Source organism: Microbacterium helvum (assembly GCF_014779795.1).
In the GTDB taxonomy this organism is placed as follows: Bacteria; Actinomycetota; Actinomycetes; order Actinomycetales; family Microbacteriaceae; genus Microbacterium; species Microbacterium helvum.
The window spans coordinates 136,740-161,993 of sequence record NZ_JACXZS010000003.1 but is presented as its reverse complement, the minus strand read 5'-3'; the positions used below and the strand labels follow the sequence as shown (position 1 = coordinate 161,993).

General features: G+C 71.5%; 27 protein-coding genes. 13 read left to right on the top strand and 14 right to left on the bottom strand.

Annotated features, from left to right (window positions below; all coding sequences use genetic code 11):
- Positions 1-7 precede the first annotated feature (7 nt).
- Together IF188_RS06075 and IF188_RS06070 are read left to right on the top strand one after the other, a co-directional pair.
- Positions 8-907 (top strand): DUF4097 family beta strand repeat-containing protein, encoded by a 900-nt coding sequence (locus IF188_RS06075; protein WP_191170895.1) that lies wholly within the window; start codon positions 8-10, stop codon positions 905-907.
- Positions 907-1,515, top strand: a complete 609-nt coding sequence (locus tag IF188_RS06070; protein WP_191171061.1) for a PadR family transcriptional regulator — start codon at positions 907-909, stop codon at positions 1,513-1,515. The genes IF188_RS06075 and IF188_RS06070 overlap by 1 nt, the downstream gene beginning before the upstream one ends.
- 244 nt (positions 1,516-1,759) lie before the next feature.
- Here IF188_RS06070 and IF188_RS06065 read toward each other — a convergent pair whose 3' ends face one another.
- Positions 1,760-2,299, bottom strand: coding sequence for a universal stress protein (locus tag IF188_RS06065; protein ID WP_191170894.1), 540 nt, complete (start codon positions 2,297-2,299; stop codon positions 1,760-1,762).
- 166 nt (positions 2,300-2,465) lie between these two features.
- On the opposite strand from IF188_RS06065, the gene IF188_RS06060 reads away from it, so the two are divergent.
- Positions 2,466-2,663, top strand: coding sequence for a DUF3073 domain-containing protein (locus tag IF188_RS06060; protein WP_191170893.1), 198 nt, complete (start codon positions 2,466-2,468; stop codon positions 2,661-2,663).
- Between the two features lie 73 nt (positions 2,664-2,736).
- Here the strand turns inward: IF188_RS06060 and IF188_RS06055 are convergent, their stop codons facing one another.
- Together IF188_RS06055 and IF188_RS06050 are read right to left on the bottom strand one after the other, a co-directional pair.
- Complete coding sequence (locus IF188_RS06055; RefSeq protein WP_191171060.1) at positions 2,737-3,984, bottom strand: MFS transporter; 1,248 nt, start codon at positions 3,982-3,984, stop codon at positions 2,737-2,739.
- A 73-nt stretch (positions 3,985-4,057) separates the two neighbouring features.
- Positions 4,058-4,822 carry an IclR family transcriptional regulator gene (locus IF188_RS06050; RefSeq protein ID WP_191170892.1) on the bottom strand — a complete coding sequence of 255 codons (765 nt, stop codon included), beginning with the start codon at positions 4,820-4,822 and terminating at the stop codon, positions 4,058-4,060.
- Between the two features lie 114 nt (positions 4,823-4,936).
- Between IF188_RS06050 and IF188_RS06045 the strand changes: the two genes are divergently transcribed.
- Entirely contained in the window at positions 4,937-5,503 is a 567-nt protein-coding gene (locus tag IF188_RS06045) for a DJ-1/PfpI family protein (protein WP_191170891.1), read from the top strand.
- Between the two features lie 233 nt (positions 5,504-5,736).
- On the opposite strand, the gene purF is transcribed toward IF188_RS06045, so the two are convergent.
- Complete coding sequence (gene purF, locus IF188_RS06040; RefSeq protein ID WP_191170890.1) at positions 5,737-7,197, bottom strand: amidophosphoribosyltransferase; 1,461 nt, start codon at positions 7,195-7,197, stop codon at positions 5,737-5,739.
- Positions 7,198-7,233: 36 nt separating this feature from the next.
- The gene (purM, locus tag IF188_RS06035) at positions 7,234-8,409 is read right to left on the bottom strand and encodes a phosphoribosylformylglycinamidine cyclo-ligase (protein ID WP_318152804.1); all 1,176 of its coding nucleotides are present in this window, start codon (positions 8,407-8,409) and stop codon (positions 7,234-7,236) included.
- Positions 8,410-8,645: 236 nt separating this feature from the next.
- Between purM and IF188_RS06030 the strand changes: the two genes are divergently transcribed.
- The gene (locus IF188_RS06030) at positions 8,646-9,257 is read left to right on the top strand and encodes a zinc-binding alcohol dehydrogenase (protein WP_191170889.1); all 612 of its coding nucleotides are present in this window, start codon (positions 8,646-8,648) and stop codon (positions 9,255-9,257) included.
- An 18-nt stretch (positions 9,258-9,275) separates the two neighbouring features.
- Here IF188_RS06030 and IF188_RS06025 read toward each other — a convergent pair whose 3' ends face one another.
- The 4 genes from IF188_RS06025 to IF188_RS06010 form a co-directional block, all read right to left on the bottom strand.
- Positions 9,276-9,629 (bottom strand): potassium transporter Trk, encoded by a 354-nt coding sequence (locus tag IF188_RS06025; RefSeq protein WP_191170888.1) that lies wholly within the window; start codon positions 9,627-9,629, stop codon positions 9,276-9,278.
- A gap of 40 nt (positions 9,630-9,669) precedes the next feature.
- Positions 9,670-10,041 carry a sterol carrier family protein gene (locus tag IF188_RS06020; protein WP_191170887.1) on the bottom strand — a complete coding sequence of 124 codons (372 nt, stop codon included), beginning with the start codon at positions 10,039-10,041 and terminating at the stop codon, positions 9,670-9,672.
- A gap of 70 nt (positions 10,042-10,111) precedes the next feature.
- Positions 10,112-11,002 (bottom strand): sigma-70 family RNA polymerase sigma factor, encoded by an 891-nt coding sequence (locus IF188_RS06015; RefSeq protein WP_318152803.1) that lies wholly within the window; start codon positions 11,000-11,002, stop codon positions 10,112-10,114.
- Positions 11,003-11,075: 73 nt separating this feature from the next.
- Positions 11,076-11,858 carry an alpha/beta hydrolase fold domain-containing protein gene (locus IF188_RS06010; protein ID WP_191170885.1) on the bottom strand — a complete coding sequence of 261 codons (783 nt, stop codon included), beginning with the start codon at positions 11,856-11,858 and terminating at the stop codon, positions 11,076-11,078.
- 87 nt (positions 11,859-11,945) lie between these two features.
- Here IF188_RS06010 and purD point away from each other — a divergent pair, with 87 nt between their 5' ends.
- Positions 11,946-13,220 carry a phosphoribosylamine--glycine ligase gene (gene purD / locus IF188_RS06005; protein WP_191170884.1) on the top strand — a complete coding sequence of 425 codons (1,275 nt, stop codon included), beginning with the start codon at positions 11,946-11,948 and terminating at the stop codon, positions 13,218-13,220.
- Positions 13,221-13,239: 19 nt separating this feature from the next.
- On the opposite strand, the gene IF188_RS06000 is transcribed toward purD, so the two are convergent.
- A complete protein-coding gene (locus IF188_RS06000; RefSeq protein WP_191170883.1) occupies positions 13,240-13,395 on the bottom strand; it encodes a hypothetical protein in 156 nt (51 codons plus the stop codon).
- Between the two features lie 199 nt (positions 13,396-13,594).
- On the opposite strand from IF188_RS06000, the gene IF188_RS05995 reads away from it, so the two are divergent.
- Genes IF188_RS05995 through IF188_RS05985 form a run of 3 tightly spaced genes read left to right on the top strand, consistent with a single transcriptional unit; the run spans position 13,595 to position 16,153 of the window.
- A complete protein-coding gene (locus tag IF188_RS05995) occupies positions 13,595-14,305 on the top strand; it encodes a DUF2306 domain-containing protein (RefSeq protein WP_224751524.1) in 711 nt (236 codons plus the stop codon).
- Between the two features lie 4 nt (positions 14,306-14,309).
- Complete coding sequence (locus IF188_RS05990; protein ID WP_191170881.1) at positions 14,310-15,500, top strand: sensor histidine kinase; 1,191 nt, start codon at positions 14,310-14,312, stop codon at positions 15,498-15,500.
- Entirely contained in the window at positions 15,497-16,153 is a 657-nt protein-coding gene (locus IF188_RS05985) for a response regulator (RefSeq protein ID WP_191170880.1), read from the top strand. The genes IF188_RS05990 and IF188_RS05985 overlap by 4 nt, the downstream gene beginning before the upstream one ends.
- 71 nt (positions 16,154-16,224) lie before the next feature.
- On the opposite strand, the gene IF188_RS05980 is transcribed toward IF188_RS05985, so the two are convergent.
- From IF188_RS05980 to IF188_RS20490, 4 genes are all read right to left on the bottom strand, one after another.
- Positions 16,225-17,697 (bottom strand): DHA2 family efflux MFS transporter permease subunit, encoded by a 1,473-nt coding sequence (locus tag IF188_RS05980; RefSeq protein WP_224751565.1) that lies wholly within the window; start codon positions 17,695-17,697, stop codon positions 16,225-16,227.
- 92 nt (positions 17,698-17,789) lie between these two features.
- Positions 17,790-18,410 carry a PadR family transcriptional regulator gene (locus IF188_RS05975; protein ID WP_191170878.1) on the bottom strand — a complete coding sequence of 207 codons (621 nt, stop codon included), beginning with the start codon at positions 18,408-18,410 and terminating at the stop codon, positions 17,790-17,792.
- 82 nt (positions 18,411-18,492) lie between these two features.
- Complete coding sequence (locus IF188_RS20495; protein ID WP_318152802.1) at positions 18,493-19,173, bottom strand: response regulator transcription factor; 681 nt, start codon at positions 19,171-19,173, stop codon at positions 18,493-18,495.
- A gap of 37 nt (positions 19,174-19,210) precedes the next feature.
- A complete protein-coding gene (locus IF188_RS20490; RefSeq protein WP_191170877.1) occupies positions 19,211-20,452 on the bottom strand; it encodes a sensor histidine kinase in 1,242 nt (413 codons plus the stop codon).
- A 165-nt stretch (positions 20,453-20,617) separates the two neighbouring features.
- Between IF188_RS20490 and IF188_RS05960 the strand changes: the two genes are divergently transcribed.
- The 4 genes from IF188_RS05960 (at position 20,618) to IF188_RS05945 (ending at position 25,170) form a co-directional block, all read left to right on the top strand.
- The gene (locus IF188_RS05960; protein ID WP_224751523.1) at positions 20,618-21,484 is read left to right on the top strand and encodes a DUF4352 domain-containing protein; all 867 of its coding nucleotides are present in this window, start codon (positions 20,618-20,620) and stop codon (positions 21,482-21,484) included.
- 122 nt (positions 21,485-21,606) lie between these two features.
- Positions 21,607-22,587, top strand: coding sequence for a phosphoribosylaminoimidazolesuccinocarboxamide synthase (locus tag IF188_RS05955; RefSeq protein WP_191170876.1), 981 nt, complete (start codon positions 21,607-21,609; stop codon positions 22,585-22,587).
- A gap of 124 nt (positions 22,588-22,711) precedes the next feature.
- Complete coding sequence (locus IF188_RS05950) at positions 22,712-24,043, top strand: uracil-xanthine permease family protein (protein WP_191170875.1); 1,332 nt, start codon at positions 22,712-22,714, stop codon at positions 24,041-24,043.
- Positions 24,044-24,330: 287 nt separating this feature from the next.
- The gene (locus IF188_RS05945) at positions 24,331-25,170 is read left to right on the top strand and encodes a VOC family protein (RefSeq protein ID WP_191171057.1); all 840 of its coding nucleotides are present in this window, start codon (positions 24,331-24,333) and stop codon (positions 25,168-25,170) included.
- The last annotated feature ends 84 nt before the right edge of the window (positions 25,171-25,254 follow it).

The window sequence follows — 25,254 nt, the reverse complement described above, 5'->3', positions numbered from 1 at the left end:
AACAGTCATGACCCTGGAGAAGTGGATCATCCACCCGGGCGAGACGCGCGTGATCGACATCGAGACCGTGCGCACGCTCAAGATCGGCCTCGTGGGCGGCCAGATCGACGTCATCGCCCACGACGAGCCCGGCGCCCGCATCGAGGTGCACGGCGTCACCGTGAAGGACCTCCGCATCGAGGTCGACGAGGACCACGTCGAGATCGACCACCCGCAGCTGCGATGGGACAACTTCCTCGAAGTGTTCCGCAACTTCGGCGCCGGCGGCCCCAAGGCCGAGATCAGCGTCGCGGTCCCCCGCGAGGTCGCACTGACCCTCGGCGTCGTCAGCGCCAGCGGCCTGGTCGCAGGGCTGCGGGGCAACGCCTCGCTCAACACCGTGTCGGGCGACCTCATCGTCGACGGCCTCGCCGGCGACCTCTCGGTCAACGCCGTCTCGGGCGACGTCCAGGTGCGCGAGCTCGTCGGCTCGCTGAACGCCAACAGCGTCTCGGGCGACGTCGCCGCCACCGGCGCGCTGCGCAAGGCCACCATCGACACCGTCTCGGGCGCGGCGCTGGTCGACTCGGCCGGCGACATCCTCACCGTGAGCGTCAACACCGTGAGCGGCAACGCGACCGTGCGCCTCGACGAGGGCTACCCCGCGAACTACGTCGTGCGCAGCGTGAGCGGTCGCGTCCAGATCGACGGCGTCGTGCGCTCGGGCAACGGCTCGGGCCCCACGACCAACTACACGGGCTCGGTGGGCGAGCTCAGCGGCAGCTTCGCCGACGTCCGCGCCCACAGCGTGTCGGGCGACGTCACCGTGCTGCGCCGGACCGAGTTCTTCGGGAATGAGACACCGCCGGCATCCACTCCATCCGAGGCTTCAGGCGCCGCAGACGAAGCCGAATGGGAGCAGGGATGATGGCCCCCGTCTTCTCGCACGGCGATCTGCGCCTGTACCTGCTGAACCTGCTCGATGAAGGGCCGCGGCATGGCTACGACATCATGCAGGCCCTGTCGGACCGCACCGGCGGCACCTACACGCCCAGCGCCGGCACCATCTATCCGCGCCTGGCGAAGCTCGAAGAGGAGGGCCTCGTGACCAAGACCGTCGACGGCCGCAAGACCGTGTACGCGATCACCGAGGCCGGCCACGCCGAGGTCGAGGCTCGCGCCGGCGAACTCGAGGGCATCGAAGCGGGTCTCGCCGATTCGGTGCGCCTCATCGCCGACGAGGTGCGCGGCAGCGTGCGCGAGGCGATGAAGAGCCTGCGGGCCGACCTCGCCGCCGCGTCCCGCGAAGAGCGCGCCGCCACGCCTCAGGGCCCGCGCGAGGACGACCCCCGCGTGTTCGCCCGCGAGCAGCTGCAGCGCGCCGACGCATCGGTGAACGAGTTCCGCGCCCGCGTGCGCAGCGACCTGCGCACCCACGTCGCCCGGGGCGGGGACCTCGCGGCGACCGTGGTCGATCAGCTGACCGCCGAGCTCGACCGCGTCGCCCGCGACGTGACCAGGGCGCTGCGCGGCTGACCCTGGGGCGGCTCGTTCCTCCCCGCTCGTTGAGCGGAGCGACGAAGGAGCGAAGACGAAACGTCGCAAGACGCTCTCTCGAACTCGACACGACGCGTGCGTCGCGCACGTGGCCGGTTCGGCGGGCGGCTCGCGGCGTTTCGTCTCGCTCGTTCCTCGCTCGCTCAACGAGCGGGAGGGCGCGGATGCCGGCGGCGCTGGTCTCGCTCGTTCCTCGCTCGCTCAACGAGCGGGCGACACCGGGCTACGAGGGCCAGATCTCCTCGTCGTCGGCAACGGGCTCTCCCAGCGGAACGATGAGGATCGGCCGGTGCTGCCGGTGCGCGAGCCGTGCGCCCACCGAGCCCGTGAAGAACTCGCGCACGGACTCGCCGAAGCCGCGCTTGCGCGTGCCGACCACGAGCAGCCGCGCGTCGATCTGATCGGCCAGGTGCTTGATCGCCATCGCGGGATCTCCGACGAGCTGACGCGTGGTCCAGTCGACGCCCGTGCCCTCCAGCACGGCGGCGGCCGCATCCGTCACCCTCGAGAGATCGCCCTCGCCGGCGGCGATGTTGAGGTCGATGGGGGCGGAGTGCACGTAGCCGTCCGGGTCCTCATATGTGACGAAGCGCGTGACATCGACGTGCACGACGACGAGCGGCGCCTGGAAGAGCTTCGCGTAGCGCGCGGCCTCCTTCAAGACACGGGCGGACTGGTCGGGTACGACGCCGACGATCACCGCGCCGTGCAGCGCCTCGTTGCTGACGGCGTCGCCCCCGGTCTCGGATGCCTCGTCGGTCATATGTCCGCACTCCTCCCGCACCGGTGGGGTCGGAGCCGCCGGGGTGCGGGGGCTCCGTGTTATCCTGAATGCTACTCTTACCGGTTCGAAGCCGGATTCGTGAATGCCCGGGTTTGCGAGGCTGACAGCCCGCAAAAGCCCGCAACTCTAAATGAGGGGGTCTCGCATGGGGCGTGGCCGTCAGAAGGCGAAGCACACCAAGATCGCCCGTGAGCTGAAGTACGACACGTACAACGTGAACTACTCCGCACTTGAGCGCGAGCTCGGACACCCATCAGAAGACGAGTACGTCGACAAGTGGGCTGACAAGTACGCCGACGAAGACGAGGACGAGACGTCGCCGCTCTCGTCGTCGCAGGCGTAAGCAGCCGCACACACCGTCCGTCGCACCGCGCTCACGCGCGACGACGTCGACCGTCGCCTGCGCACGGCGCCTGTCACCAGGCGCCGTGTCGGCGTTCCCACTCGTCCTCGACGGTGTGCGGTCGCGCCACGACGATGCCGGCCGGGATCACCGCGGCGACGACGACCGCGAGTACGATCAGCGGGCCCGTCCACGAGTCCGTGGCGTCGTGCAGCAGGCCGATGCCGAGCGGGAACAGCGCGGCGATCCCGTAGCCGATGCTCTGCACGAAGCCGCTCAGGGCCACGGCCCCTTCGTGCGTGCGCGTGCGCAGTCCCAGCAGCACCAGCACGAGCGGGAACAGCAGCGGCGCGAGGCCGAACAGCGCCACCCACAGCCATGGTGCGACGGTCGGCACGAGCAGCAGTCCGCCGAGACCGACGAACCCGCACGCGATGGCGATGCCGATGAGCAGTCGGGTCGCGTTCCAGCGGGCGACCAGCAGCGGGACGGCGAGGGATGCCGGAAGCCCCATGAAGCCGAACAGCGACAGCAGCACGCCGGCCGCGGCGGGGGTGACATCCGCGATGTCGACCAGGATCTTCGGCAGCCACGCGAACGAGGTGTACGCCATCGTGGCCGAGGCGGCGAACGTCGCGAGAAGACCCCACGCGAGCGGCACGCGCCACATCCGGCCGAACGCGCGGGGGCTGGGCTCCTCGATGTCCTCATCGTCGCCCGAGACCGCCGCCGCGGCCGCCGTCTCGGCGCGGTGACGCACCGCGAGTCCTATCCAGGGGATGGCGCCGACGAGCGCGAACACCGACCACAGCCCGAGCGAGAGGTGCCAGTCGGACGCGTCGGCGACGGGCACCGCGATGAGCGCGGGCAGCGCCGTCGACACCGCCATGGTGGTGGAGTACACGGTCGTCATCAGGCCGATGCGGTCGGGGAAGTACCGCTTCACCAGAGGGGGCAGCAGGATGTTTCCGGTGCCGACGGCCGCGAACACGAGCGCGGTGCCGGCGAGCAGCAGACCCGGGTTCGGCGCGAGGCTGCGCACGACGAGTCCGGCCGCGACGACCACCATGGCGGTCACCGCGAGCCGCTCCAGCCCGAAGCGGCGCTCCAGCGCGGGTGTCAGCAGACCGAATACGGCGTAGCAGACGGGCGGTGCCGTGCCGATCAGGCCGATGACGGCCGCGGGCAGCTCGAACTCCGCCGAGATGTGGTCGAACAGGGGTGAGAGCGAGGCCACCGCGGAGCGCAGTGAGAACGCGAAGAGCACGATCCCGACCACCGCGAGGGTCCGCCCCTGCCACAACGGGCGCGGGGTCGACATCACCCCTCCAGCCTAGGCGGCGCCGGATGCCCGGGGCCGCGGCATCCATTCGGCGGAGCCGTCGCGAGGCGCGCTACTGACTGCTGGACACGTGCCAGGCGCCGCGCCGCACGATGCGCTCGAGCTCGTGCGCCCGCGACGCGAAGTCGTCGGCGGTCGTCGAGAGCGACACCGCGCCGACCGTGCGTCCGCTGCGCGACTTCACCGGCGCGGCGATGCACGCGAGGCGGGGCATGTACTCCTCGACCTCGACGGCGATCTGCTGCGCGCGCACCTCGTCGAGCTGTTCGAGCAGTTCGCGTTCACCGGTGATCGACCGCCGCGAGACGGCAGGCGCGCCGCGACGCTCCAGAAAGCGGCGCACCTCGGCGTCGTCCCGCGCGGCGAGCATCAGCTTGCCGAACGCCGTGACGTGGGCGGCTTCCGCGAATCCGACATGCAGCTGCCCGATCCGGGGGTGCGCGGCCGAATCGGCGACGTGCGCCACCGCGATGTCGTCGCCGCGGAACACCGTGAGATAGGCCGGTGCGCGCGCCGCGTCGCGCATGCGTGCGAGGATCTCGCGCACCTCGGGGGTCGCGACCAGCTGCGAGCGCACGGCCCGGCCCAGGCCGTCAACGGCGCGGCCGAGCGTGTAGCGCGCATCACCTCCGCGCACCAGGTAGTCGTGGGTCTGCAGGGTCGACAGCAGCCGGTAGGTCGTGGCCGTCGACAGCTCCAGCCTGGTCGCGAGCTCGGCGGCGGTCAGCCCCTCGGCGTCGCTCGACACCTCGTCGAGGATCTGCAGCACGCGATCGGCCGAGCGGATGCCGCCGGCGTCGCGCAGGGGTGCGCTCATGCCCGTCAGTGTACGTCCGGCCCGTTTCGCACATCGTGAGAATCCGGCTCGCGGCGCCGACGGGCGCGGACGGACCCTGGGATCAGACACCGACGTCCAGAGAGGGAACCCGCCATGTCAGACAAGATCCTCATCCTCACCGGCGATGCCGCCGAGACCCTCGAGGTCTTCTACCCCTACCACCGCCTGCAGGAAGCGGGCTACGAGGTGCACATCGGCGCTCCCGAGAAGCGCAAGCTGCAGTTCGTCGTGCACGACTTCGTCGACGGCTTCGACACCTACACCGAGAAGCCCGGTCACACCTGGGACGCCGACATCGCGTTCGCCGACGTCGATCCGGCCGGCTACGTCGCCATCGTCGTGCCCGGCGGGCGCGCACCGGAGTACATCCGCAACAACGAGGACGCCAAGCGCATCGTGCGGCACTTCTTCGAGGCGGACGAGCCCGTCGCGGCGACCTGCCACGGCCCGCTGCTGCTCGCCGCCGCCGGGGTGCTGCAGGGACGCACGTCGTCGGCCTACCCCGAGCTCGCGATCGACGTCGAGCTCGCCGGCGGCGTGTTCGAGAACGGCGGCGGGGTCGTCGACGGCAACCTCGTCTCGGCCCGCGCCTGGCCCGACAACGGCACGTGGATGAAGGCGTTCCTCGAGGTGCTCGAGGGCGCCAAGGTCACGGCCTGACGCGGGCGCACCGGCCCGCGGCCTCCGGGGGGACGCCGCGGGCCGGTGCGACACAGCCCGTCGAGAACGCGCGTACTCGCCGAGACCGCACGTCATCGGCGTGCACGACATGCGTTCTCGGCGAGAACGTGCGTTCTCGACGCGCGGCGCAGGATCGGGTGGATGCCGCGGCCACAGGCCGGCGGCCGGCACGATGGCGCGGCGCGGCCGGCGCCGGAGCGCGCCGGTGCTGCTCAGGACTCCTGCGAGCCCTCGACCCAGGCCAGGTACTCGTCGGTCACGGTGCCGGTGACGTAGCGGCCGTCGAAGCAGCTCATGTCGAGGTCCTCGACGTCCGAGCCTTCGAGGATCGCGGCCTTGAGGTCCTCGACCTCCTGGTACACGACGAAGTCGGCGCCCAGCTCCTCGGCGATCTCGGGGATCGTCCTGCCATGGGCGACCAGCTCGTGACGCGAGGGCATGTTGATGCCGTACACGTGCGGGTAGCGCACAGGCGGCGCGGCCGAGGCGAACGTGACGCTCTTGGCCCCGGCATCCCGAGCCATCTGGATGATCTCTTTCGAGGTCGTGCCGCGCACGATCGAGTCGTCGATCAGCAGCACGTTCTTGCCCTTGAACTCGCTCGACATGGCGTTGAGCTTCTGGCGCACGCTCTTCTTGCGCACCGCCTGCCCCGGCATGATGAACGTGCGGCCGACGTAGCGGTTCTTGTAGAAGCCCTCGCGGTACTCGACGCCGAGCTTGCGCGCGACCTGCATCGCGGCGGGGCGCGACGAGTCCGGGATCGGCATGACGACGTCGATCGCCTCTCGCGGCGTGTGCTTCGCGATGGTGTCGGCCAGCCGCTCGCCCATGCGCAGACGCGCCTCGTAGACCGAGATGCCGTTCATGACCGAGTCGGGGCGTGCGAGGTACACGTACTCGAACGAGCACGGGATCAGCTGCGGGTCGGTCGCGCACTGCCGCGTGTGCAGCGTGCCGTCGAGGTCGATGAACACCGCTTCGCCAGGCTCGACGTCGCGGACGACCTCGAACTCGCCGTTCTCGAGTACGAGCGACTCGCTCGTGACGACCCACTCGTCCTGCCCCTCGGCGTTCTTGCGCGTTCCGAGGATGAGCGGGCGGATGCCGAACGGGTCGCGGAACGCCAGCAGACCGTAGCCGGCGATCAGCGAGATCGCCGCGTACGAGCCCTCGACGCGCTCGTGCACGCGCGTGACCGCGTGGAACACCTGCTCGGGGTCGAGCTCGAGGCCCGAGATCGAGGACTGCAGCTCGTTCGCCAGCACGTTGACGAGCAGCTCGGTGTCGGAGCTCGTGTTGAGGTGGCGGCGGTCCTTGTGGAAGAGCTCATCGGTCAGCTCACGCGTATTGGTGAGGTTGCCGTTGTGCACCAGCACGATGCCGTAAGGGGCGTTGACGTAGAACGGCTGCGCCTCTTCTTCGCTGGACGCGGTGCCCTTGGTGGCGTACCGGACGTGACCGAGGCCGATCTCGCCGAGGAGCGCCCGCATGTCGCGCGTGCGGAACGCCTCGCGCACCTGCCCGCTCGCCTTGTGCATGTGCACGACGCCGCTGTTCTCGGCCGTGGCGATGCCCGTGGAGTCCTGGCCCCGATGCTGCAGCAGGAGGAGGGAGTCGTAGATCTCCTGGTTGACGGACCCGCGGCCCACCATCCCGACGATTCCGCACATGGGTGTTGCTTGCCTTCGTTCTGTGTCTGCGCGCGCTCAGCGAGCGGCGTGGTCTGTGTGGCGCCCGTGGTCCGCGTAGGCACCGACGAGGCGCACCGCGCCGCCGTCGACGCCCTTGGCGCCCTGTTCCCAGTGGCCGTTCGTGTCGTCCGGGCGCGTGCCGGTGCGCACGACGCCCACCTGCCAGGTGGCGATGCCTTCGCTGGAGAGAGCGGATGCCGCGGCCTGCGCCTGCTCGGGCGACACGACCGCGAGGAAGCCGATGCCGAGGTTCCAGGTGCCCTCCGTCGCCTCGAGGTCGAGGCCGCCGAGGTCGGCGAGGACGCGGAACACCGGCGACGGCGACCACGTCGAGCGGTCGACCTCGACCCACGTGCCCTGCGGCAGCACGCGCGCGAGGTTGGCGGCGATGCCGCCGCCCGTGACGTGGCTGAGGGAGCGCACGGCGTCGCCGGTGCCGGCGATGAGGCGCAGCAGCGGCAGCGTGTACAGGCGGGTGGGCTCGAGCAGGGCCTCGCCCCACGTCGTCCCGAAGTCTGCGGCGTTGTCGCCGTAGTGGATGCCGGCGCCTGCCACGATGTGGCGAACCAGCGAGTAGCCGTTGGAGTGGAGGCCGCTCGACGCGAGGGCGAGCACCACGTCACCGTCGCGCACGCGCTCCGCGCCGAGGACGCGGGATGCCTCGACCACGCCGGTCGCGGCGCCCGCGACGTCGTAGTCGTTGACGCCGAGCAGGCCCGGGTGCTCGGCGGTCTCGCCGCCGACGAGGGCGGTGCCGGTGGCCGCGCAGCCGTCGGCGATGCCGCGGACGATGTCGGCGATGCGCTCGGGGAAGACCTTGCCGCACGCGATGTAGTCGGTCATGAACAGCGGCTTCGCGCCGACCACGACGATGTCGTCGACGACCATGCCGACGAGGTCCTGCCCGATCGTGTCGTGCTTGTCGATGGCCTGGGCGATCGCCACCTTCGTGCCGACGCCGTCGGTGCTGGTCGCCAGCAGCGGCTTGTCGTAGGCCTTGAAGGCCGTGGCGTCGAAGAGTCCGGCGAAACCGCCGACCCCGCCGAGCACCTCGGGTCCGTGGGTGCGGCGCACGGCGGACTTCATGAGCTCGACGGCGAGGTCGCCGGCGGCGGTGTCGACACCGGCAGCCGCGTACGGGTTCACGGGCGGTTGGGGGCGGGAGGGGGCATCGCGATCGGATGAGGCCACGCCTCCAGCCTACCGGCGGCCTGCCTGAGCGGACGCCGGATGTCAGGTCGCCCCAGCACCCCGTCTGAATCGGTTCACTTGCGCTGAACGTACGCCCGCACGGCCGATCGGCGTACAAACAGCGCAAGTGAACTGAATCAGCGTGGCGCGCGCCAAGGTCACGCCATTGCGAGAGCGGGTGGGTCGAGGCGCGGAAGCCCGCCCGGGTGCGGTGCCGCGGACCTAGAATGAGGGGCATGGGAGGCGCCGGTGCTCCGGAGTGGCTGATCCGCGAAGACGCCGGTCAGCCGGTTCTTCTCGCCCTCTATCTGCGCCAGGTCCTCGGCATCCGCTCGCCTGAGGAGCTGCCGCAGCTGCGCGGCATCCCTCCTCGCGCGAACGACCGCAGCGCCGCCGCTCAGGAAGCACTCGAACAGCAGTGGCGCGTGCACTGGGCGATGACCGTCGAACCGCAGGCGCATCCCTCCGCCGTGCCCCTCGAGCTCGTGGACGAATTCGGCACCTCACTGGCGCTCCCGTCCGAGGGCGCCGCGGAACTGCGGCGGGCCGTCGTGCCACACGCCGCCGAAGCGCTCGCGTACGCGAAGTCCGCGAACGAGCGGTACCGCAGAGAGGCGTCGCACGGCACCGGCACGAGGTATCGCGCCTACGCCGGGGCGATCGCGGAGCACGAGCGCCAGGTCGGCCGGCGCGCACACTCGTTCGAGTTGAACGTCCAGGTGCTGCCGCTCGGGCAGCGCGGACTGTGGTGGATCGGGTCGCTCACGATCGCGGTGACCGACGGGCTGCGCGGCGACGTCGCGGCCTTCGACGCCGCGATCCACCCGATCATCGCCGAGCTCGCGTAACGCCGCGGGCGGCGCGGGTCAGTGGCCCGGGCCGTCGCCGTTCGTGCCGGGCTCGGGGTCGACGTGTACGGACTCGTGGTCGACGGCGATCTCGTGCGTGCGGCGACGCGACCTGCGGTCGAGGATGAGCGCGAGGATGCCGGCGAGCGCGAGGCCGACCGGGGCGCAGATCAGCACCAGGAATCCGAACACCTGGCCCTGCGAGTACTCCATGCCGGTGTTGGGGCTCGCCTCGGCGGTGCCGTTGAAGGCGAACGTGAGGATCATCGCGACGAAGACGCCGACCGCGGCGCCGAGGATCAGGAACACCGAGATCTTCGGCGCGCGGCGCACCCGCACGGTCTCGAGGCGGTCCTGGCTGTGCTCGGGCATGTGTCCATTGTCCCACTCGTGCGCGCCGTGCGCGTCGGCTTCAGGGCCGCAGCGGCAGCAGGTGCGAGATGTCGGCGCGCGTGCCCGAGGCGCTGATGCGGCCCGCGCGTGCGGCATCCATCCACTTCTCGGCGCCGGTCGCGAGAGCGATCCAGGTGGCGGCGTCGGTCTCCACGACGTTGGGCGGAGTGCCTCGCGTGTGCCGCGGCCCCTCGACCACCTGCACGGCGCCGAACGGCGGCACCCGCACCTCGACCGAGTTGCCCGGCGCCTTCTCGACCAGCAGCTGCAGCAGGTACCGCACCGCCGTCGCGTTGTCGGTGCGAGAGGGCGGGATGGATGCCACCACCGCCGCCGCGACCGCGCTCAGTGCGGCGCGGCCGTCATCGGTGGAGATCCTGCGGGTGGCCACCCCTCCACCGTACGCGCCCCGGCGCGTCCAGAATTCAGTCTGCGCGCACGTGGCTGCCGGCCGACTCGCGTCATTCCGCCGGGGGCTGGCCACCGCCGGGGCGTGCGGACTGAATTCCGAACCGGGTGACGAGCGAAGGGTCGGCGAAGACGGTGATGCGGGCGATGCCGTCAGGCCCCACGTCGAGCACCGCCACCCCGAACGCGTCGCCGTCCCGGTGAACGACGGCGGCCGGCTGGCCATTGGCCACGACAGGGCGCATGTGCCATGCGCCCTGGCCGGATGCCGAGCGCAGCACCGCGGCGCAGGCGATCTTCCCCTCGTACACGCCTCCCTCGGGCTGAAGTTCGAGCACGGCGTCCTCGCGCAGCAGGTCGACGAGGCGGGCGACGTCGCCGGAGGTGAACGCGTCGACATAGGTGTCGAGCGCGCGCCGGCTGGCGGCATCCGTCGGCTCGGTCACCGCCTCGGCACGAGGGGCGGTGCGCGCGATCCGCGCCCGTGCCCGCTGCAGCGCGCTCTTGACCGCCGCCACTGTCGTGTCCAGGGCCTCTGCGGTCTCGATGGCCGAGAACCTCAGCACATCGCGCAGCAGCTGCACGGCGCGCTGCGTCGCCGGAAGATCCTGCAGAGCGACCACGAACGCGAGGCGCAGGTCGTCACCGCCGCCCGGGAACGGCAGGACGACCGCGGTCGCGTGCGTCGACTCGGGGATGCCGTCCAGCCCGACGGTCGCCTGCGCCGGCCGTGTGCGCAGCCGGTCCAGGCAGACATGCGTGGCGATGCGGTACAGCCAGGTGCGCACGCTGGAGCGGTGCTGGAACCCGTCCCACGCCCGCCACGCCCGTTCGAGGGTCTCCTGCACGGCGTCCTCGGCATCGTCGGGCGAGCCGAGCATGCGGTAGCAGTGCACGAGAAGCTCGTGCCGCGCCGCCGCCGTCTCGGCCTCGAAGACGCTCACGGCACCAGTATCGACCGCAGCCATACGCCGGCCTCCGAAATCGCCCGGGTGGCGGCATCCGATCGCCCCACCGTCATCTGGAACGTGTGCAGCTGGCCGGGCCGATGTCGAGCCGCACGTCGACACCCGCGAGGCCGAGCCGTCGAGCCAGTGCCACGGCGTCGTCGAGCAGGGCCTCGTCGCCGCCCGCCTGCACGAGCGTCGGCGGCAGATCGCGCAGGTCGGCGTCGAGCGGCGCGGTGCGAAGGTCGTGCCGGTACGCACCGGCGAGGTACGCGTCGGCGAGGGAGCGCACCACATCGCGGGTGAAGAAGGGGTCGGTGCCGTGGTCGTACGACGCCCCCGCGGCATCGAGGTCGGTCCACGGCGACATCAGGAACAGCGCCCGGGGTGCGGCATCCCGGTCCTCCGCCTGCAGGGCGAGTCCGAGCGCGAGCAGCGCACCGCACGAATCGCCCGCGAGCGCGACGCGTGGCACGCGGGCCCGCAGCCAGCGGTAGGCGTGCGCGGTCTGCTCGAGCTGACTCGGGAACACGTGCTCGGGCACCAGTCCGTAGTCCATCGCGAACACGGGCACCCCGGCGGCGAGCGCGAGGTGGCCGAAAAGGCGGGCGTGGGTGAGTGCCGAGCCGCCGACGAATCCGCCGCCGTGCACCGCGAGCACCGCAGCTGAGGTGTCGCCGCCCGCAGGCTGCAGCCACAGCCCCGGCGGGTCGTCGATGCGTGTCGCCACGATGCCCGTCGGCTCGGCGCCGAGTTCCTGCCACGGCGGCACCTCGCCGCCGGCGGCGACGGCCTGCCAATGGCGGCGGTTGGCGTCGGGCGTCGTGCGGTCGAGGTCGCGATCGATGGTCATGCCTGTACAGACGCGGCCGCGCCCCGAAAGGAATCGGCCCCTTCCCGATCCCCGAAACCCCGCGACGCCCGCCGGTAGGCTGGGCGGGTGAAGATCCTGGTCCTCGGTTCGGGCGCGCGCGAGCACGCCATCATCCTGGCGCTGCGGTCCGAGGAGGCCGAGCACGAGATCTTCGCCGCCCCCGGCAATGCGGGCATCGGGCAGGACGCGCAGCTCGTCGCGCTCGACGCGAACGACCCCGCGGCCGTGACGAACTTCGCCAACGAGAACCACGTCGACCTCGTCATCGTCGGCCCTGAGGCGCCCCTGGTCGCCGGCGTGGCCGACGCCGTCCGCGAGCGCGGCATCCCCGTGTTCGGCCCCAGCCGCATGGCCGCCCAGCTCGAGGGATCGAAGGCGTTCGCGAAGCGGATCATGGATGCTGCCGGTGTGCCCACCGGGCGCGCCGTGCGCGCGGCGAACCGAGAAGAGGTCGAGGCCGCGTTCGACGAGCTCGGCGCCCCGTACGTGGTGAAGGCCGACGGCCTGGCCGCGGGCAAGGGCGTCATCGTGACGTCCGACCGCGACGCCGCGCTCGCGCACGCCGACGAATACCTGCCGTCCGGTCCGGTCCTCGTCGAGGAGTTCCTCGACGGCCCCGAGGTGTCGCTGTTCTTCCTGAGCGACGGCGACCACGTCCTTCCGCTCACCCCCGCGCAGGACTACAAGCGCCTGCTCGACGGCGACGAGGGGCCCAACACCGGCGGCATGGGCGCCTACTCGCCGCTGCCGTGGCTCGACGGCCGCTTCGGCAGCGAGGCCGCCTTCGTCGATCTCGTCACGCGGGATGTCGCCGAGCCGGTCATCCGCCAGCTCGACGCCGAGGGCACGCCCTTCATCGGCCTGCTGTACGCGGGACTGATCATCACCGACGCCGGCGTCAAGGTCATCGAGTTCAACGCCCGCTTCGGCGACCCCGAGACGCAGGTCGTGCTGCCGCGTCTCGTCGACCCGCTCTCGGAGCTGCTGCTGGCCGCCGCATCGGGTCACCTGGAGGATCTGCCGCGTCCCGCATTCGCGGACGACGTCGCCGTGACCGTCGTGGTGGCGAGCGAGGGCTACCCCGCAGCGCCCGTCACCGGCCGGCCGCTCAGCGGACTGCGCGACGCCGAAGCGGTCGACGGCGTGCACCTCGCCCATGCGGCGACCGCCGAGACCGACGGCGGCCTCGTGGCGACCGGCGGTCGCGTGCTCAACGTCGTGGGTGTGGCGACCACGTTCGCCCAGGCGCGCGAGCGCGTCTACCGCGCGATCGACGCGATCGGGCTCGAAGGCGGCCAGCACCGCAGCGACATCGCCGCCCGCGTCGCCGAGGGCCTCTGACGCCGCCGACGGATGCGGGCTAGCTGCGGCGGATGTAGCGCAGCAGCCACGCGATGATCGCGATCACGATGATCACGATGCCGATCCACAGCAGGAACTTCGCCGCCTCGACGAACACGCCGAACAGCAGCAGCACGATTCCGATGATGAGCAGGATCACTGCGAGTGCGGTCATGATGTCATGCTGACGCGACGGCACGGGTGCGCGCCAACGGGTTGACAAGGCGCCGGCGGCGCGCAAGCCGTGGCCGGCTTCGCGCGGGCGCGGGGGGATGCCGCGCACCGCGCGTCCTCGTGGCCTCGGCCGATCGGACGAGGCGGGTCGGGCCTGACGGCCGATGCGGCGCCGCGGCCGCGGCCGCGAGCATGGCGGCATGACCTCGCAGCCCATCGCTCCGCCCCGCACCGCCCGGCGCGCCACGTGGCGCGGCCGGCTCATCCCGGCCGGCCTCATCGCACTGAGCCTGGTGCCCGTCGTGGCAGGAGCCGCACGCGTCTCGCAGCTCGCCGGCGGCGGGCCCGTCACGGCGGCGAACGCCCGCTTCTTCGACTCTCCGGCTCCAGTGATCGTGCACATCATCGGCTCCACCGTCTTCTTGCTCCTGGGTGCGCTGCAGTTCGCCCCCGAGCTGCGACGACGGGCATGGCATCGACGCTCAGGGCGCCTCGTCGCGCCGGCCGGGCTGCTGTCGGCGCTGTCGGCGGCGTGGATGACCCTCTTCTACGACCTGCCGTCGACGGTGACCGGCCCCGGGCTGTCGGCGCTGCGCCTCGTGCTCGCGGCCGCGATGGCGGGCGGCATCGTGGTCGCCTTCGCGGCGATCCGGCGCGGCGATGTGCGCACGCACCGGGCGTGGATGGTGCGCGCATACGCGATCGGCCTCGGCGCGGGCACGCAAGTGCTGACGTTCCTGCCGTGGACGCTGGTCGCGGGCACGCCGAGCCCCGTCGTACACACGCTGCTCATGGCCGCCGGCTGGGGCATCAACCTCGCCGTCGCCGAGATCGTGATCCGGCGGTCGCCAGGGCCTCGTGCCAGGCGGGCGGACCGCCCCTCGGCGCCGACCGCCGCGCCCTTATCATGAGGGCATGACGAGCCCGGTGCGCGCTCTCTGGGACGCCCCGAAGGCCGCCCCCGCGCCGCCGCGGCACGTGTGGCGCGACGCGGTGCTCGCCGGCGTCGTCGCGGTCGCGGCCGTCGTCGAGGCGCTGCTGCGGAGCGAGGTGCCGTGGCGGTGGCTGTGGGCGGTCGTGCTCATCGGCCTCTCAGCCACGCTGCTGTGGCGGCGGACGCACCCGCTCCTCATGCTGACGATCGCGTTCTTGGTCGCCACGACCGTGGGCCTCGCGACCGGCGGCGATCCGCAGCTGTTCACGACCGCGTACTTCCTGGTGCTGCTGTATGCGCTGTTCCGCTGGGCGAGCGGCCGAGCGGTGCTCGTCGGAGGGGCGCTCGTGGTGCTCGGGACGGCCTTCTCGCTGACGTCGTCCGACACGACGCCGGGCGACGTCGCCGGGGGCATCGCAGTGGTGGTCGCCACCGGCTCGCTCGGCGCCGCCCTGCGCTGGCGGGCTCGCGTGCGCGCCCGCGACCTCGAACAGGCGCGCCTCGCCGAGCGGGTGCAGCTCGCCCGCGACCTGCACGATACCGTCGCCCACCACGTGTCGGCGATCGCGGTCCAGGCGCAGGCGGGCACTGTGGCGGCGGCGAAGGATCCGTCGGCGACCGCCCAGGTGCTGCGCACGATCGAGGCCGAGGCGACACAGACGCTGCGTGAGATGCGCGCGATGGTCGGCGTGCTGCGGGCGGATGCCGCACCGCTGGCGCCGACCCCGTCGCTCGCGCAGCTGGACGCCCTCGCTCGCACCGACGGTGTGCCCGAGATCGAGGTCCGGGTGGAGGGGGATGCGGATGCCGTGCCCGCACCGGTCGCCGCCACGGTCTTCCACCTCGCCCAGGAGGCGGTCACGAACGCGCGGCGCCACGCCCGCGGCGTACGGCGGATCGAGGTCGACGTGCGGGTCGGCGCCGATGGCGTGCGGCTGACCGTGGACGACGACGGGCGGGGTTCGGACGGGTCTCGGCGCTCGGAGGCGCCTGGCGCGGCACCGGCGGCGCCCGGAACCGGAGCCGTCGAGGCATCCATCACTGCCGGCTACGGGATCCGCGGCATGCAGGAGCGCGCCGACCTGCTCGGTGGCCGGTGCGAAGCGGGGCCGCGGCCGGACGGCGGATGGCGCGTCGTCGTATCGCTGCCGAGGACGGGGTGGCGCCCATGAGCATCCGGGTCATGATTGCGGACGATCAGGACCTGGTGCGGACCGGGCTGCGGATGATCCTCGACGCGCAGGACGGCATCGAGGTGGTCGGCGAGGCGGCCGACGGCGCGTCAGCGGTCGGGCTCGCCCGCCGGTTGCGACCGGACGTGTGCCTGGTCGACATCCGGATGCCGGTGCTGGACGGGCTCGCGGTGACGCGAGAGCTCGGGGGCCCCGAGACCACGGACCCGATCCCGGTCGTCGTGATCACGACCTTCGACCTCGACGAGTACGTGTACGCCGCCCTGCGCACGGGGGCGCGCGGCTTCGTGCTGAAGGACTCCGGGCCCGAACTGCTCGCCGAAGCGGTGCGCGCGGCGGCGCGAGGCGACGCACTGATCGATCCGGCGGTGACGGTGCGGTTGCTCGAGGCGTTCGCGGGCAGCGCGCCCGCCTCGCCGCGTCCGCCGGCGAGCCCGCTCACCGGGCGCGAGCAGTCGGTGCTCGATGCTGTCGCGCGCGGGCTCGGCAACACCGAGATCGGCGACGAGCTGCACATCTCGCTCAGCACCGTGAAGACCCACCTCGCGAGCCTGATGACGAAGACCAGCACCCGCAACCGCGTCGAGCTCGCGGTGTGGGCGCATGAGAGGCGAGGCCGTCGTCGCGGCTGACGTCTGCGGGCCCGCGTGCGCAGGGGGGTGGATGCCGGCGCCCGCGGCCGCCGGCATCCACTTCTCTCTCGTCAGCCGGCGGAATCCGCGGCGTGCGCCGCATGCCAGTCGTCGGTCGACGTCGCCTTCGGCCGCCGCAGAAACAGCACCGCGACCACGCCGACCAGCATCGCGGCGGCCGACAGCAGGATGGTCTGCGCCATGGCGGTAGCGAACGGGTCGGCGATCATCTCGGGCAGCTGACCGGCGCCGAAGCCGCCGCCGGCGCTCGAGTCCGACGCGCCGGGGATGTTCGCCTCGAGGCGGCTCTGCATGAACACGGCGATCGCCGCCGATCCGAGCACCGAGCCGATCGTGCGCGTCGTGTTGTAGATGCCGGCGCCCGCGCCCGCCTGCCGCGGCGCGAGGTTGCGGGTGGCGGTGGTCGCGAGGGGTCCCCACATGCCCGCGTTGCCGACGCCCATCACGAACGAGGGGATGAGGAACACCCAGATGGGCGTGTCGAGATTCATGAGCAGTGAGTAGCCCACGAGCGACCCGGCCACCAGCAGCAGTCCGGGGACGAGCAGCACCCGCGGATCGGTGTGGTCGAGCCACCTGCCCGCCAGCGGCGACAGAACACCCGCGGCGACGGCCATCGGAATGAGCAGCAGCGCCGACTCGGTCGGGGTGAGGCCGCGCGCCAGCTGCAGGAAGAACATCAGCGGCAGCGACATGCTCGTCACGGTGAAGCCGACCGTCGCGATGCCGATGTTCGCGACCGAGAAGTTGCGGTCGCGGAACAGCTCCAGCGGCACGAGCGCCTCGCTCTTGGTCTTGGCCTGCTGCCAGATGAACAGCGCCATGACGACGACGCCGGTGATGATGAGGCCCCACACGGTGATCGGACCCCAGATGACGCCCCAGTCGTAGGTCTCGCCCTCTTGCAGGCCGAACACGATGAGGAAGAGGCCGACCGCGCTCAGGAAGACGCCGACGAGGTCGAAGCGGTGCGGGTGCGTCTCGAGCTTGGGCACGAGGATCCATGCGAGCACGAAGCCGATCACGCCGACCGGCAGGTTGACGAAGAAGATCCACTCCCACCCGAAGCCGTCGACGAGCAGGCCGCCGGCCAACGGGCCGACGAGCATCGCGACGCCCGAGGTGGCGCCCCACAGGCCCATGGCGGCGCCGCGCTGGTTCGGCGGGAACGTGCGCGTGATGATCGCCATCGTCTGCGGCGTCATGAGCGACGCGCCCAGGCCCTGCACGGCGCGGAACGCGATGAGCGCGCCGAGCGTAGGAGACAGACCGCAGCCGAGGGAGGCGAGCGTGAAGATCGCAAGGCCCCCGAGGTACATGTACTTCGGGCCGAACCGGTCGCCGAGGCGGCCCGTGATCAGCAGCGGCACGGCGTACGCGAGCAGGTAGGCCGAGGTCACCCACACGACGTTGTCGAGGTTGTTGGTGTCGGGGTCGAGGGCGGCCTTGATGGCGGGGTTCGCCACCGAGACGATCGTGGTGTCGACCAGGATCATGAAGAAGCCGATGACGAGCGCCCACAGGGCGGGCCAGGGGCTTCGGGGCTTGTGCCCGGCGGCGTAGGCGCCGGTGGGCGGGTGCGCGGAGGTGGATGCCGCACCGGAGGTGGTCTCGGTCACTGTCGTGCTGCCTTTCTCTGGGCGAGATAGCGTTCCGAGGGGAGCCGCTCAGGCCCCCACTCGAAGTCGGAGCGCTCGATGCGCGCGATCGTCGCGTCGAGCCATTCGAGGTCGGCGCGCAGAAGGGCCTCTTCGCGTCCGAGTTCGAGCAGATACTGTTCGGGCACGCCCTTGGCCAGTGCGTCCGCCCGGCCGGCCGACACGCTGTCGAGCAGTTGGGACAGGGCGTCGCGTCTTTCGCCGAGCAGGGCGAGGGCCTCGCCGCGCTCGAGGCCGTGGGCCTCGGCGAGCGCGACGCGGAACTGCGCCGGCCGGTCGACGCGGGACAGTTCGCGCCGCACCCACTCCGTGACCGCGGCGGCGCCCTCCTCGGTCTGGGTGTAGGTGGTGCGCTCGGGGCGGTTGCCGTCGCGGTCGACACCGACCTCGGCGAGCAGGCCGGCCCGTTCGAGCCGGGCGACCGTGTGGTAGAACGTGCCGTTCGTGATCGTCACGAGCCGATCGTCGCGCCGGATGTGCATCAGCCGGATCATCTCGTACGGGTGCATGTCGCCCTCGGCGAGCAGCGCGAGCACCATGACCCCCAGTGGGGTCAGGCGGGTCACGGCGTCCTTCATGTTCACTCCATGTCGACTAGTCCACATGGACTATACACGCGCGCAGCACGATCGGCGAGCCCTTCGGCTCACGCACCCACGCTCAGGTCGCCGGGGTCTGGCCCGCTCGCTCGACGATGACGGCGATCTGGGTGCGATTGCGAACGCCCAGCTTCTCGCGCGCCTGCTGCACGTGCGCCTTCGCGGTGGACAGGGCGACGTGCAGCGTCCGGGCGATCTCTCCGTCGCTCGCACCGGCGGCAACGAGGCGGGCGGCGTCGCGCTCCCGGTCGGTGAGACGGTCGAAGAGCTCCGCCGCCGAGCGGCGAGTGTCCGCCGTGGTGTCTGAGGCGGACCGCTCCAGCAGCTCGCGGGTGTGCCTCGGCGACAGGAACGCGTCGCCGCGCGCGACCGTCCGCACCGCTCCGGCCAGTTCCGAAGGGGCGTCGTCCTTCAGCACATATCCGTAGGCACCGGCATCGATCATCCGCCACACCGTCTCGCTCGTCGTGAGGCTCGTCATCGCCACGACCTGGGTGTCCACCTGGCCGAGCAGGGCCCGCGTCGACTCGACGCCGTCCATCCCGGGCATGCGGACGTCCATCAGCACCACATCAGGCCGGGTCGCACGCGCCTGCGCGACCGCATCCATCCCGTCCGCGGCGGTGCCGACGACCTCGAGGTCCGGGTGCGGTTGGAGCATCGCCTTGATCGCCTCGCGCACGAGGAAGTCGTCGTCCACGACGAGCACCCGGATGGGGCGATCGGCATCGACGGGTGGCACAACGCCACGATAGTGCCGGCCACCGACGCGCGAGACCTCACCCCCAGGGCAGACTCACGTCGACGATGAACTCGCCCTGATACGGCCCGATCCACGCCGTTCCGCCCAGCGCGACGGCGCGCTCCCTGATGCCTGCGATCCCCCGTCCGCCGCCGGGGATCCCCGATGACACCGAAACCAGCCGATTGACGGTCCTGACCCGGATGCCGCGATCCGGCGCTGCATCGACCAGCACCGAGACAGCCGCACCCGGCGCATGCTTGAGCGCGTTCGTCAGACTCTCTTGCACGATGCGGAAGGCCGCGGCATCGAACGCCGGACTGGTCCGATCTATGCCCTCCAAGAACACGTAGGCGTCGACGCGATGGCCCGCCGAGCGCAGATCGGCGATCAGCCCGCTGATCTGACGCATCGAGGCGACCGGCGCGTCCGCGACCCCGCCCGAATCGGACCGCAGCCCGCCGACGACGCCCCGGACGTCTTCGAGCGCGGCGTGCGCCTGTCGATGCACCACGCGCGCCCATTCCGCGAGCGCCGGGCCGCCGTGGGCCGCCGCCGCCTGCGACTCGAACGCCCCGGCCGCCAGCGCCATCGATGAGAGCCGATGCCCGAGCCCGTCATGCAGGTCGCGCGCGATGCGCTCGCGCTCCGCCTGACGGGCGAGCTGCTCATCGAGCGCGTCGGCCCGCTCGTGCTGCTGCTCGGCTTCGACACGGCTGATGGATGCCTCGTCCCGAGCCCGGCGGTACGCCACGAGTCCGGCCACCAGCCCGAGCGACAGCAGCGCCATGACCATCGCACCGCCGATCCAGGCCGGGTCGGCACCGATCGGATCCATGCCGAGCAGCCAGGCGAGCGCGTGCCCCCAATCGGTCAGCACTTCGCGAAGGACGAACAGTGCGACGGCGCCGGCCGTGATGCCCGAGATGAGGACCGTCCGCCGTGGCCAGCGCACCAGTGCGCAGTACACGCCCACGAGCACGAGCGCATACGAGACGCCGATCAGCATCAGCAGTCCCCCGGCGATCAGCGGCGCCCACGGCGCCCGGGAGCGCACGTACACGGTGGTCCAGCATGCGAAGACCAGCAGCACGAGCAGCACGCCGATGGTGGTGACCTCGGCCTTCGGCGCCTCGCCTGCGGTGAGGGTGGCGCCGCCCGGGACGTTGATCACGCACAGCGTATCGAACAGCGCGCCGATGAGGAACAGGCCGGTCGACCATCCGCCGTTGAGCAGCCGCACGAGACGTCTCGGCTTCGCGGGGGCGGCAGTGGTCACGGATAGAGCGTAGACAGCCCCACCGACGCCGTCCTCCCTCTTCCGTCTGCGTATCGCCGGACTTTCGACCGACGAAGTCCGGTCGAACGGCGGAGGCGGGCCGCTGTGCCCGTTCGGGACGCTGTGGAGCGCGGACGCCCGTCCGACCAGACCAGGAGGAATCACATGTCTTTCGACAACTCGCAGCCGCCGACCCCGCCGAGCCACGCCGCACCGGTGGGCATGCCCGCCGAGGCGACGCCGACGAAGCCGGCGGTCCGGCCGCTCGCGTGGGTGGCGCTCGGCGCCGCGGCGCTCGGCTTCGTGTTCGCGTGCATCCCGGGGGCGCTGATCGTCGGCTGGATCCTGCTGCCGGTCGCCTTCGTCCTCGCGATCGTCGCCCTCGTGATGACCGGGCGCAAGTGGCCGGGTATCGTCGCGCTGATCCTCAGCGTGGTGGGCACGATCGTGGGGTTCGTGGTGTTCTTCTCGCTCGCCGCGCTCGCGGTCGGCGACGCGATCGAGGATTCCACGGGCAGCTCGGTGACCGCGCCGAGCGAATCGGAGGACGCCGAGACCGACGCCGAGACGGCCGAGGAACCCGCCGACGAGTCCGTCGCCGCCGACGGATCCTCGCGCGACACTCCCGCGCCGATCGGTTCGACGGTCAGCGGCCGGGAGTGGGACGTCACGGTGAACAGCGTGACCCTGGGCGCGACGTCCGACGTCGTCGCCGCGAGCCCGGTCAACCAGGAGCCCGAGCCCGGTTACGAGTACATCCTCGTGAACGTGACGACGACCTACACCGGATCCGACAAGGGGATGCCGGCGCTCGTGCAGATCGCCTATGTCACACCTGACGGCGTCACCGTGAACGGATTCGACTCGATCGCCATCGCCCCCGATGCGCTGGACACGCTGTCGGAGCTCTACTCCGGAGCCTCGGCCACCGGCAACATCACGCTGGCCGTGCCGTCGGCGACCGCCGCGCAGGGTGTGCTCGTCGTCACCCCCGGCCTGCTCGCCGACGACGTCTTCGTCGCGGTCCAGTAAGTCCCGGCGGGCGGGGTGTGTGACGTTCCGAGGGCGCACGCACCCCGCTGCCGTGGACTGCGCGCCCGTGCCGAGCTGCCGGAACGCGCAGATCCCGCGGCCTGGCCGGGGATAATGGCCTGGTGACGGCTACCCCCTCCCCCTCGACCGAACTCGCCGGCTGGCGACACGTGTACTCCGGCAAGGTCCGCGACCTCTACGTGCCGGCCGATACGCCGGAGGGCGCGGCGCCGGAGCGCCTGCTCGTGGTCGCGAGCGACAGGGTCAGCGCGTTCGACCACGTGCTCTCGCCCGGCATCCCGGGCAAGGGCGAGCTGCTCACGACGCTGAGCCTGTGGTGGTTCGACCAGCTGGCAGGCGGCGACGGCGGGCGCGGCATCCCGAATCATCTCGTCGCGTCGCACACGCTCGGGCTCGGCGAGGACGGCGTGGCGAACACGGCCGACGACCTGAAGAGCCTGATCCCGGATGCTGTCGTGGGGCGTGCGATGGTCGTCAAGAGTCTCGACATGCTGCCCATCGAGTGCGTCGTGCGGGGCTACCTCACCGGGTCGGGCTGGGCCGAGTACCAGGCGGGCGGCACAGTGTGCGGCATCCCTCTGCCTTCCGGTCTGTCGAACGGGGATCGGCTGCCCGAGCCGATCTACACCCCCGCGTACAAGGCTCCGATGGGCGAGCACGACGAGAACATCTCGTACGAGCGCACCGTTGAGCTGGTCGGCGCCGAGCGCGCCGCCGAGCTGCGCGACCTGTCTCTCGAGATCTACACGCGCGCATCGCGCATCGCCGAGGCGCACGGGGTGATCCTCGCCGACACGAAGTTCGAGTTCGGTCTCGACGAGAACGGCGTGCTGACCCTCGCCGACGAGGTGCTCACCAGCGACTCGTCGCGGTACTGGGATGCCGCCGCCTGGGCTTCGGGCGCGACCCCGGACGAGCGCATGGCGAGCTTCGACAAGCAGATCGTGCGCAACTGGCTCGCCGCCAACTGGGCACCGCCGCGCGAGGGCGAGCCGCCCGCGCTGCCGGCCGACATCGTCGAGCGCACCGCCGCCCGCTACCGCGAGCTGCTGGAGCTGCTGACCTCCGCCCCCGGTCGTTGACCGGGGTGCTCGGGCGCTCTCCCACCTGAGCCCCCGGTCAACGACCGGGGAGAGCCGATCCGCGCCCTGTCGCGCCGCTAGGGTGAGGCGAGCACAACACCCGAGCGCGAAGGAGCGAGCGCACATGCCCCTGTGGACCCTGCACGGCAACGGCCGGACGGTCGAACCTGGCCAGGTCGTCAGACCCGAGGAACGCCTGAACTGGCCGGCGACCATCGCCATCGGCGCCCAGCACGTGATCGCCATGTTCGGCGCGACGTTCCTGGTGCCGATCCTCACCGGGTTCCCGGTGTCGACGACGCTGCTGTTCTCGGGCATCGGAACGCTGCTGTTCCTTCTCGTCACGCGCAACCGCCTGCCCAGCTACCTCGGCTCGTCGTTCGCCTTCATCGCCCCGGTGACGGCGGCCACTGCCTCGCAGGGCATGGGGTCGGCGCTCGCGGGCATCGTCGCGGTCGGCGTGCTGCTGGCGGCCGTCGGGTTCATCGTGCAGTTCGCGGGGCTCGGCTGGATCGAGAAGCTCATGCCACCCGTGGTCGCCGGCGCGATCGTGGCGCTCATCGGCTTCAACCTGGCGCCGGTCGCGTGGCAGAGCTACCAGAAGGCCCCGGTCACGGCCACCATCACGCTGGTCGCGGTCATCCTGTGCAGCGTGCTGTTCCGCGGGTTCCTGGGGCGCATCTCGATCTTCCTCGGCGTGATCGTCGGCTACATCGCGGCGCTCATCGCGGGCGAGGTCGACTTCACCGCCGTCAACGAGCTCGTCGCGAACGGCCAGTGGATCGGTCTGCCGACCTTCCACATCGCCGACTTCGGCAACCCCGGCACCTGGAGCGTCATCGCGATGTTCCTGCCCGTCGTGCTGGTGCTCATCGCCGAGAACGTCGGCCACGTCCGTGGTGTCGCGACCATGACCGACGCGTCGGTCAACAAGTACACCGGCCGCGCGCTCATCGCCGACGGTGCCGCCACGGTGCTCGCCGGAACCTTCGGCGGCTCGGGCACCACGACCTACGGCGAGAACATCGGCGTCATGGCGGCCACCCGCGTGTACTCGACCGCGGCGTACTGGGTCGCGGGCATCTTCGCGATCCTGCTGTCGCTGTCGCCGGTCGTCGGTGCGGTGTTCAACTCGATCCCCGCCGGCGTGCTCGGCGGCGTGACCACGGCCCTGTACGGCCTCATCGGCATCATCGGCATCAAGATCTGGGTCGACAACCGCGTGGACTTCTCGCGCCCCGTCAACCAGTACACCGGCGCCGTCGCGCTCGTCATCGCGATCGCCGGCTTCACGATGCAGTGGGGCGACTTCCAGCTCGGCGCGATCGTGATCGGCGCGGCCGCGGCGCTGCTGATCTACCACCTCGGAAACCTCATCGCCCGCTGGCGCAAGACCGGCGCCGACGACGGCGGCCCCATTCCCGCCGTCGGACAGCTGGGCGGCGACCCGCAGTAGTCGAACGATGGATGCCGCCGCCCCGGGCTTCTCGTCTGCCCGGGCGGCGGCATCCCTCGTTCCTCCCTCGGCGCCGAGCCCGTCCGGCCGACCCACCCTTTCTGTCCAGAACGCGGTCACTCGCCGAGATCGCACGTTGTTCGCGTCGATGACATGCGGCCTCGGCGAGTAACCGCGTTGTCGACGACCAGGCGGCGTCGCACCGAAGGCCGGGGAATGAACGGGGGATGCCGGGGGTTTCGATTCATGTGAATGCACAGGCCGACCGACTCGCCCCCGACACCGCGATGGGGGCCGTCACGCTGCTCGTGGGCGACCTCGACGCCATGACGGCGTTCTACCGCGACGTCATCACCCTGCAGGTGCTGGCGGCCGACGGCGACCGGGTCATGCTGGGCCGCGCCGGCCGCGCGATCGTCGTGCTGCAGCACGAACCGGCGCTGCGTCACGCCGTGCCCGGAGCGGCGGGGCTGTTCCACACCGCGATCCTGTTCGAGACGCAGGAGGCCCTGGCCGCCGCGCTCTACAGCGTCGCCACGCGCGCACCGCAGACCTTCACGGGTTCGGCGGATCACCTCGTCAGCCAGGCGTTCTACCTCACCGACCCCGAGGGGAACGGCATCGAGCTGTACTGGGATCGGACGCGCACCGAGTGGTCGTGGACGCACGGCTCGATCGAGATGGCGACGCTGTATCTCGACCCCAACGCGTTCCTGCGCGAACACCTGACCGAGAGCGCCGCGGGCGGCGGGACCGCGCAGGAGGCGGCATCCGTCGGACATGTGCACCTCTCGGTCGGCGACGTCGAGACCGCGCGCGCCTTCTACGTCGACGCGCTCGGCTTCGACCAGACCGCCGCGATGGGCGGACAGGCGCTGTTCGTGAGCGCCGGCGGGTACCACCACCACATGGCGATGAACGTGTGGAACTCCCGCGGCGCCGGGCCGCGCATGCCCGCGCTCGGCCTCGGCCGCGTCGACCTCGAGCTGCCCGACGCCGATACGCTCGGCGAGCTCTCGGAGCGCCTGCGCCACCACGGCTTCGAGGTGCGCGACGACGGCCGCACGGTGTCGTTCGACGACCCGTGGCGCAATCTGCTGCACGCGACGGTGCCGGGGCGGGGCTGAGCCGGGTCGGTCCGGCGGAAGGCCGTGGCCGACGGCATCCACCTGCCCCCGTTTCGCGAAACCGGGGATCTGCATGCCGAGCCA

Coding starts and splice junctions, on each gene's coding strand:
- IF188_RS06075 (WP_191170895.1), top strand. CDS start 8: ATGACCCTGGAGAAGTGGATCATCCACCCGGGCGAGACGCGCGTGATC.
- IF188_RS06070 (WP_191171061.1), top strand. CDS start 907: ATGGCCCCCGTCTTCTCGCACGGCGATCTGCGCCTGTACCTGCTGAAC.
- IF188_RS06065 (WP_191170894.1), bottom strand. CDS start 2,299: ATGACCGACGAGGCATCCGAGACCGGGGGCGACGCCGTCAGCAACGAG.
- IF188_RS06060 (WP_191170893.1), top strand. CDS start 2,466: ATGGGGCGTGGCCGTCAGAAGGCGAAGCACACCAAGATCGCCCGTGAG.
- IF188_RS06055 (WP_191171060.1), bottom strand. CDS start 3,984: ATGTCGACCCCGCGCCCGTTGTGGCAGGGGCGGACCCTCGCGGTGGTC.
- IF188_RS06050 (WP_191170892.1), bottom strand. CDS start 4,822: ATGAGCGCACCCCTGCGCGACGCCGGCGGCATCCGCTCGGCCGATCGC.
- IF188_RS06045 (WP_191170891.1), top strand. CDS start 4,937: ATGTCAGACAAGATCCTCATCCTCACCGGCGATGCCGCCGAGACCCTC.
- purF (WP_191170890.1), bottom strand. CDS start 7,197: ATGTGCGGAATCGTCGGGATGGTGGGCCGCGGGTCCGTCAACCAGGAG.
- IF188_RS06030 (WP_191170889.1), top strand. CDS start 8,646: ATGGGAGGCGCCGGTGCTCCGGAGTGGCTGATCCGCGAAGACGCCGGT.
- IF188_RS06025 (WP_191170888.1), bottom strand. CDS start 9,629: ATGCCCGAGCACAGCCAGGACCGCCTCGAGACCGTGCGGGTGCGCCGC.
- IF188_RS06010 (WP_191170885.1), bottom strand. CDS start 11,858: ATGACCATCGATCGCGACCTCGACCGCACGACGCCCGACGCCAACCGC.
- IF188_RS06000 (WP_191170883.1), bottom strand. CDS start 13,395: ATGACCGCACTCGCAGTGATCCTGCTCATCATCGGAATCGTGCTGCTG.
- IF188_RS05995 (WP_224751524.1), top strand. CDS start 13,595: ATGACCTCGCAGCCCATCGCTCCGCCCCGCACCGCCCGGCGCGCCACG.
- IF188_RS05990 (WP_191170881.1), top strand. CDS start 14,310: ATGACGAGCCCGGTGCGCGCTCTCTGGGACGCCCCGAAGGCCGCCCCC.
- IF188_RS05985 (WP_191170880.1), top strand. CDS start 15,497: ATGAGCATCCGGGTCATGATTGCGGACGATCAGGACCTGGTGCGGACC.
- IF188_RS05975 (WP_191170878.1), bottom strand. CDS start 18,410: ATGAAGGACGCCGTGACCCGCCTGACCCCACTGGGGGTCATGGTGCTC.
- IF188_RS05960 (WP_224751523.1), top strand. CDS start 20,618: ATGTCTTTCGACAACTCGCAGCCGCCGACCCCGCCGAGCCACGCCGCA.
- IF188_RS05950 (WP_191170875.1), top strand. CDS start 22,712: ATGCCCCTGTGGACCCTGCACGGCAACGGCCGGACGGTCGAACCTGGC.
- IF188_RS05945 (WP_191171057.1), top strand. CDS start 24,331: ATGGGGGCCGTCACGCTGCTCGTGGGCGACCTCGACGCCATGACGGCG.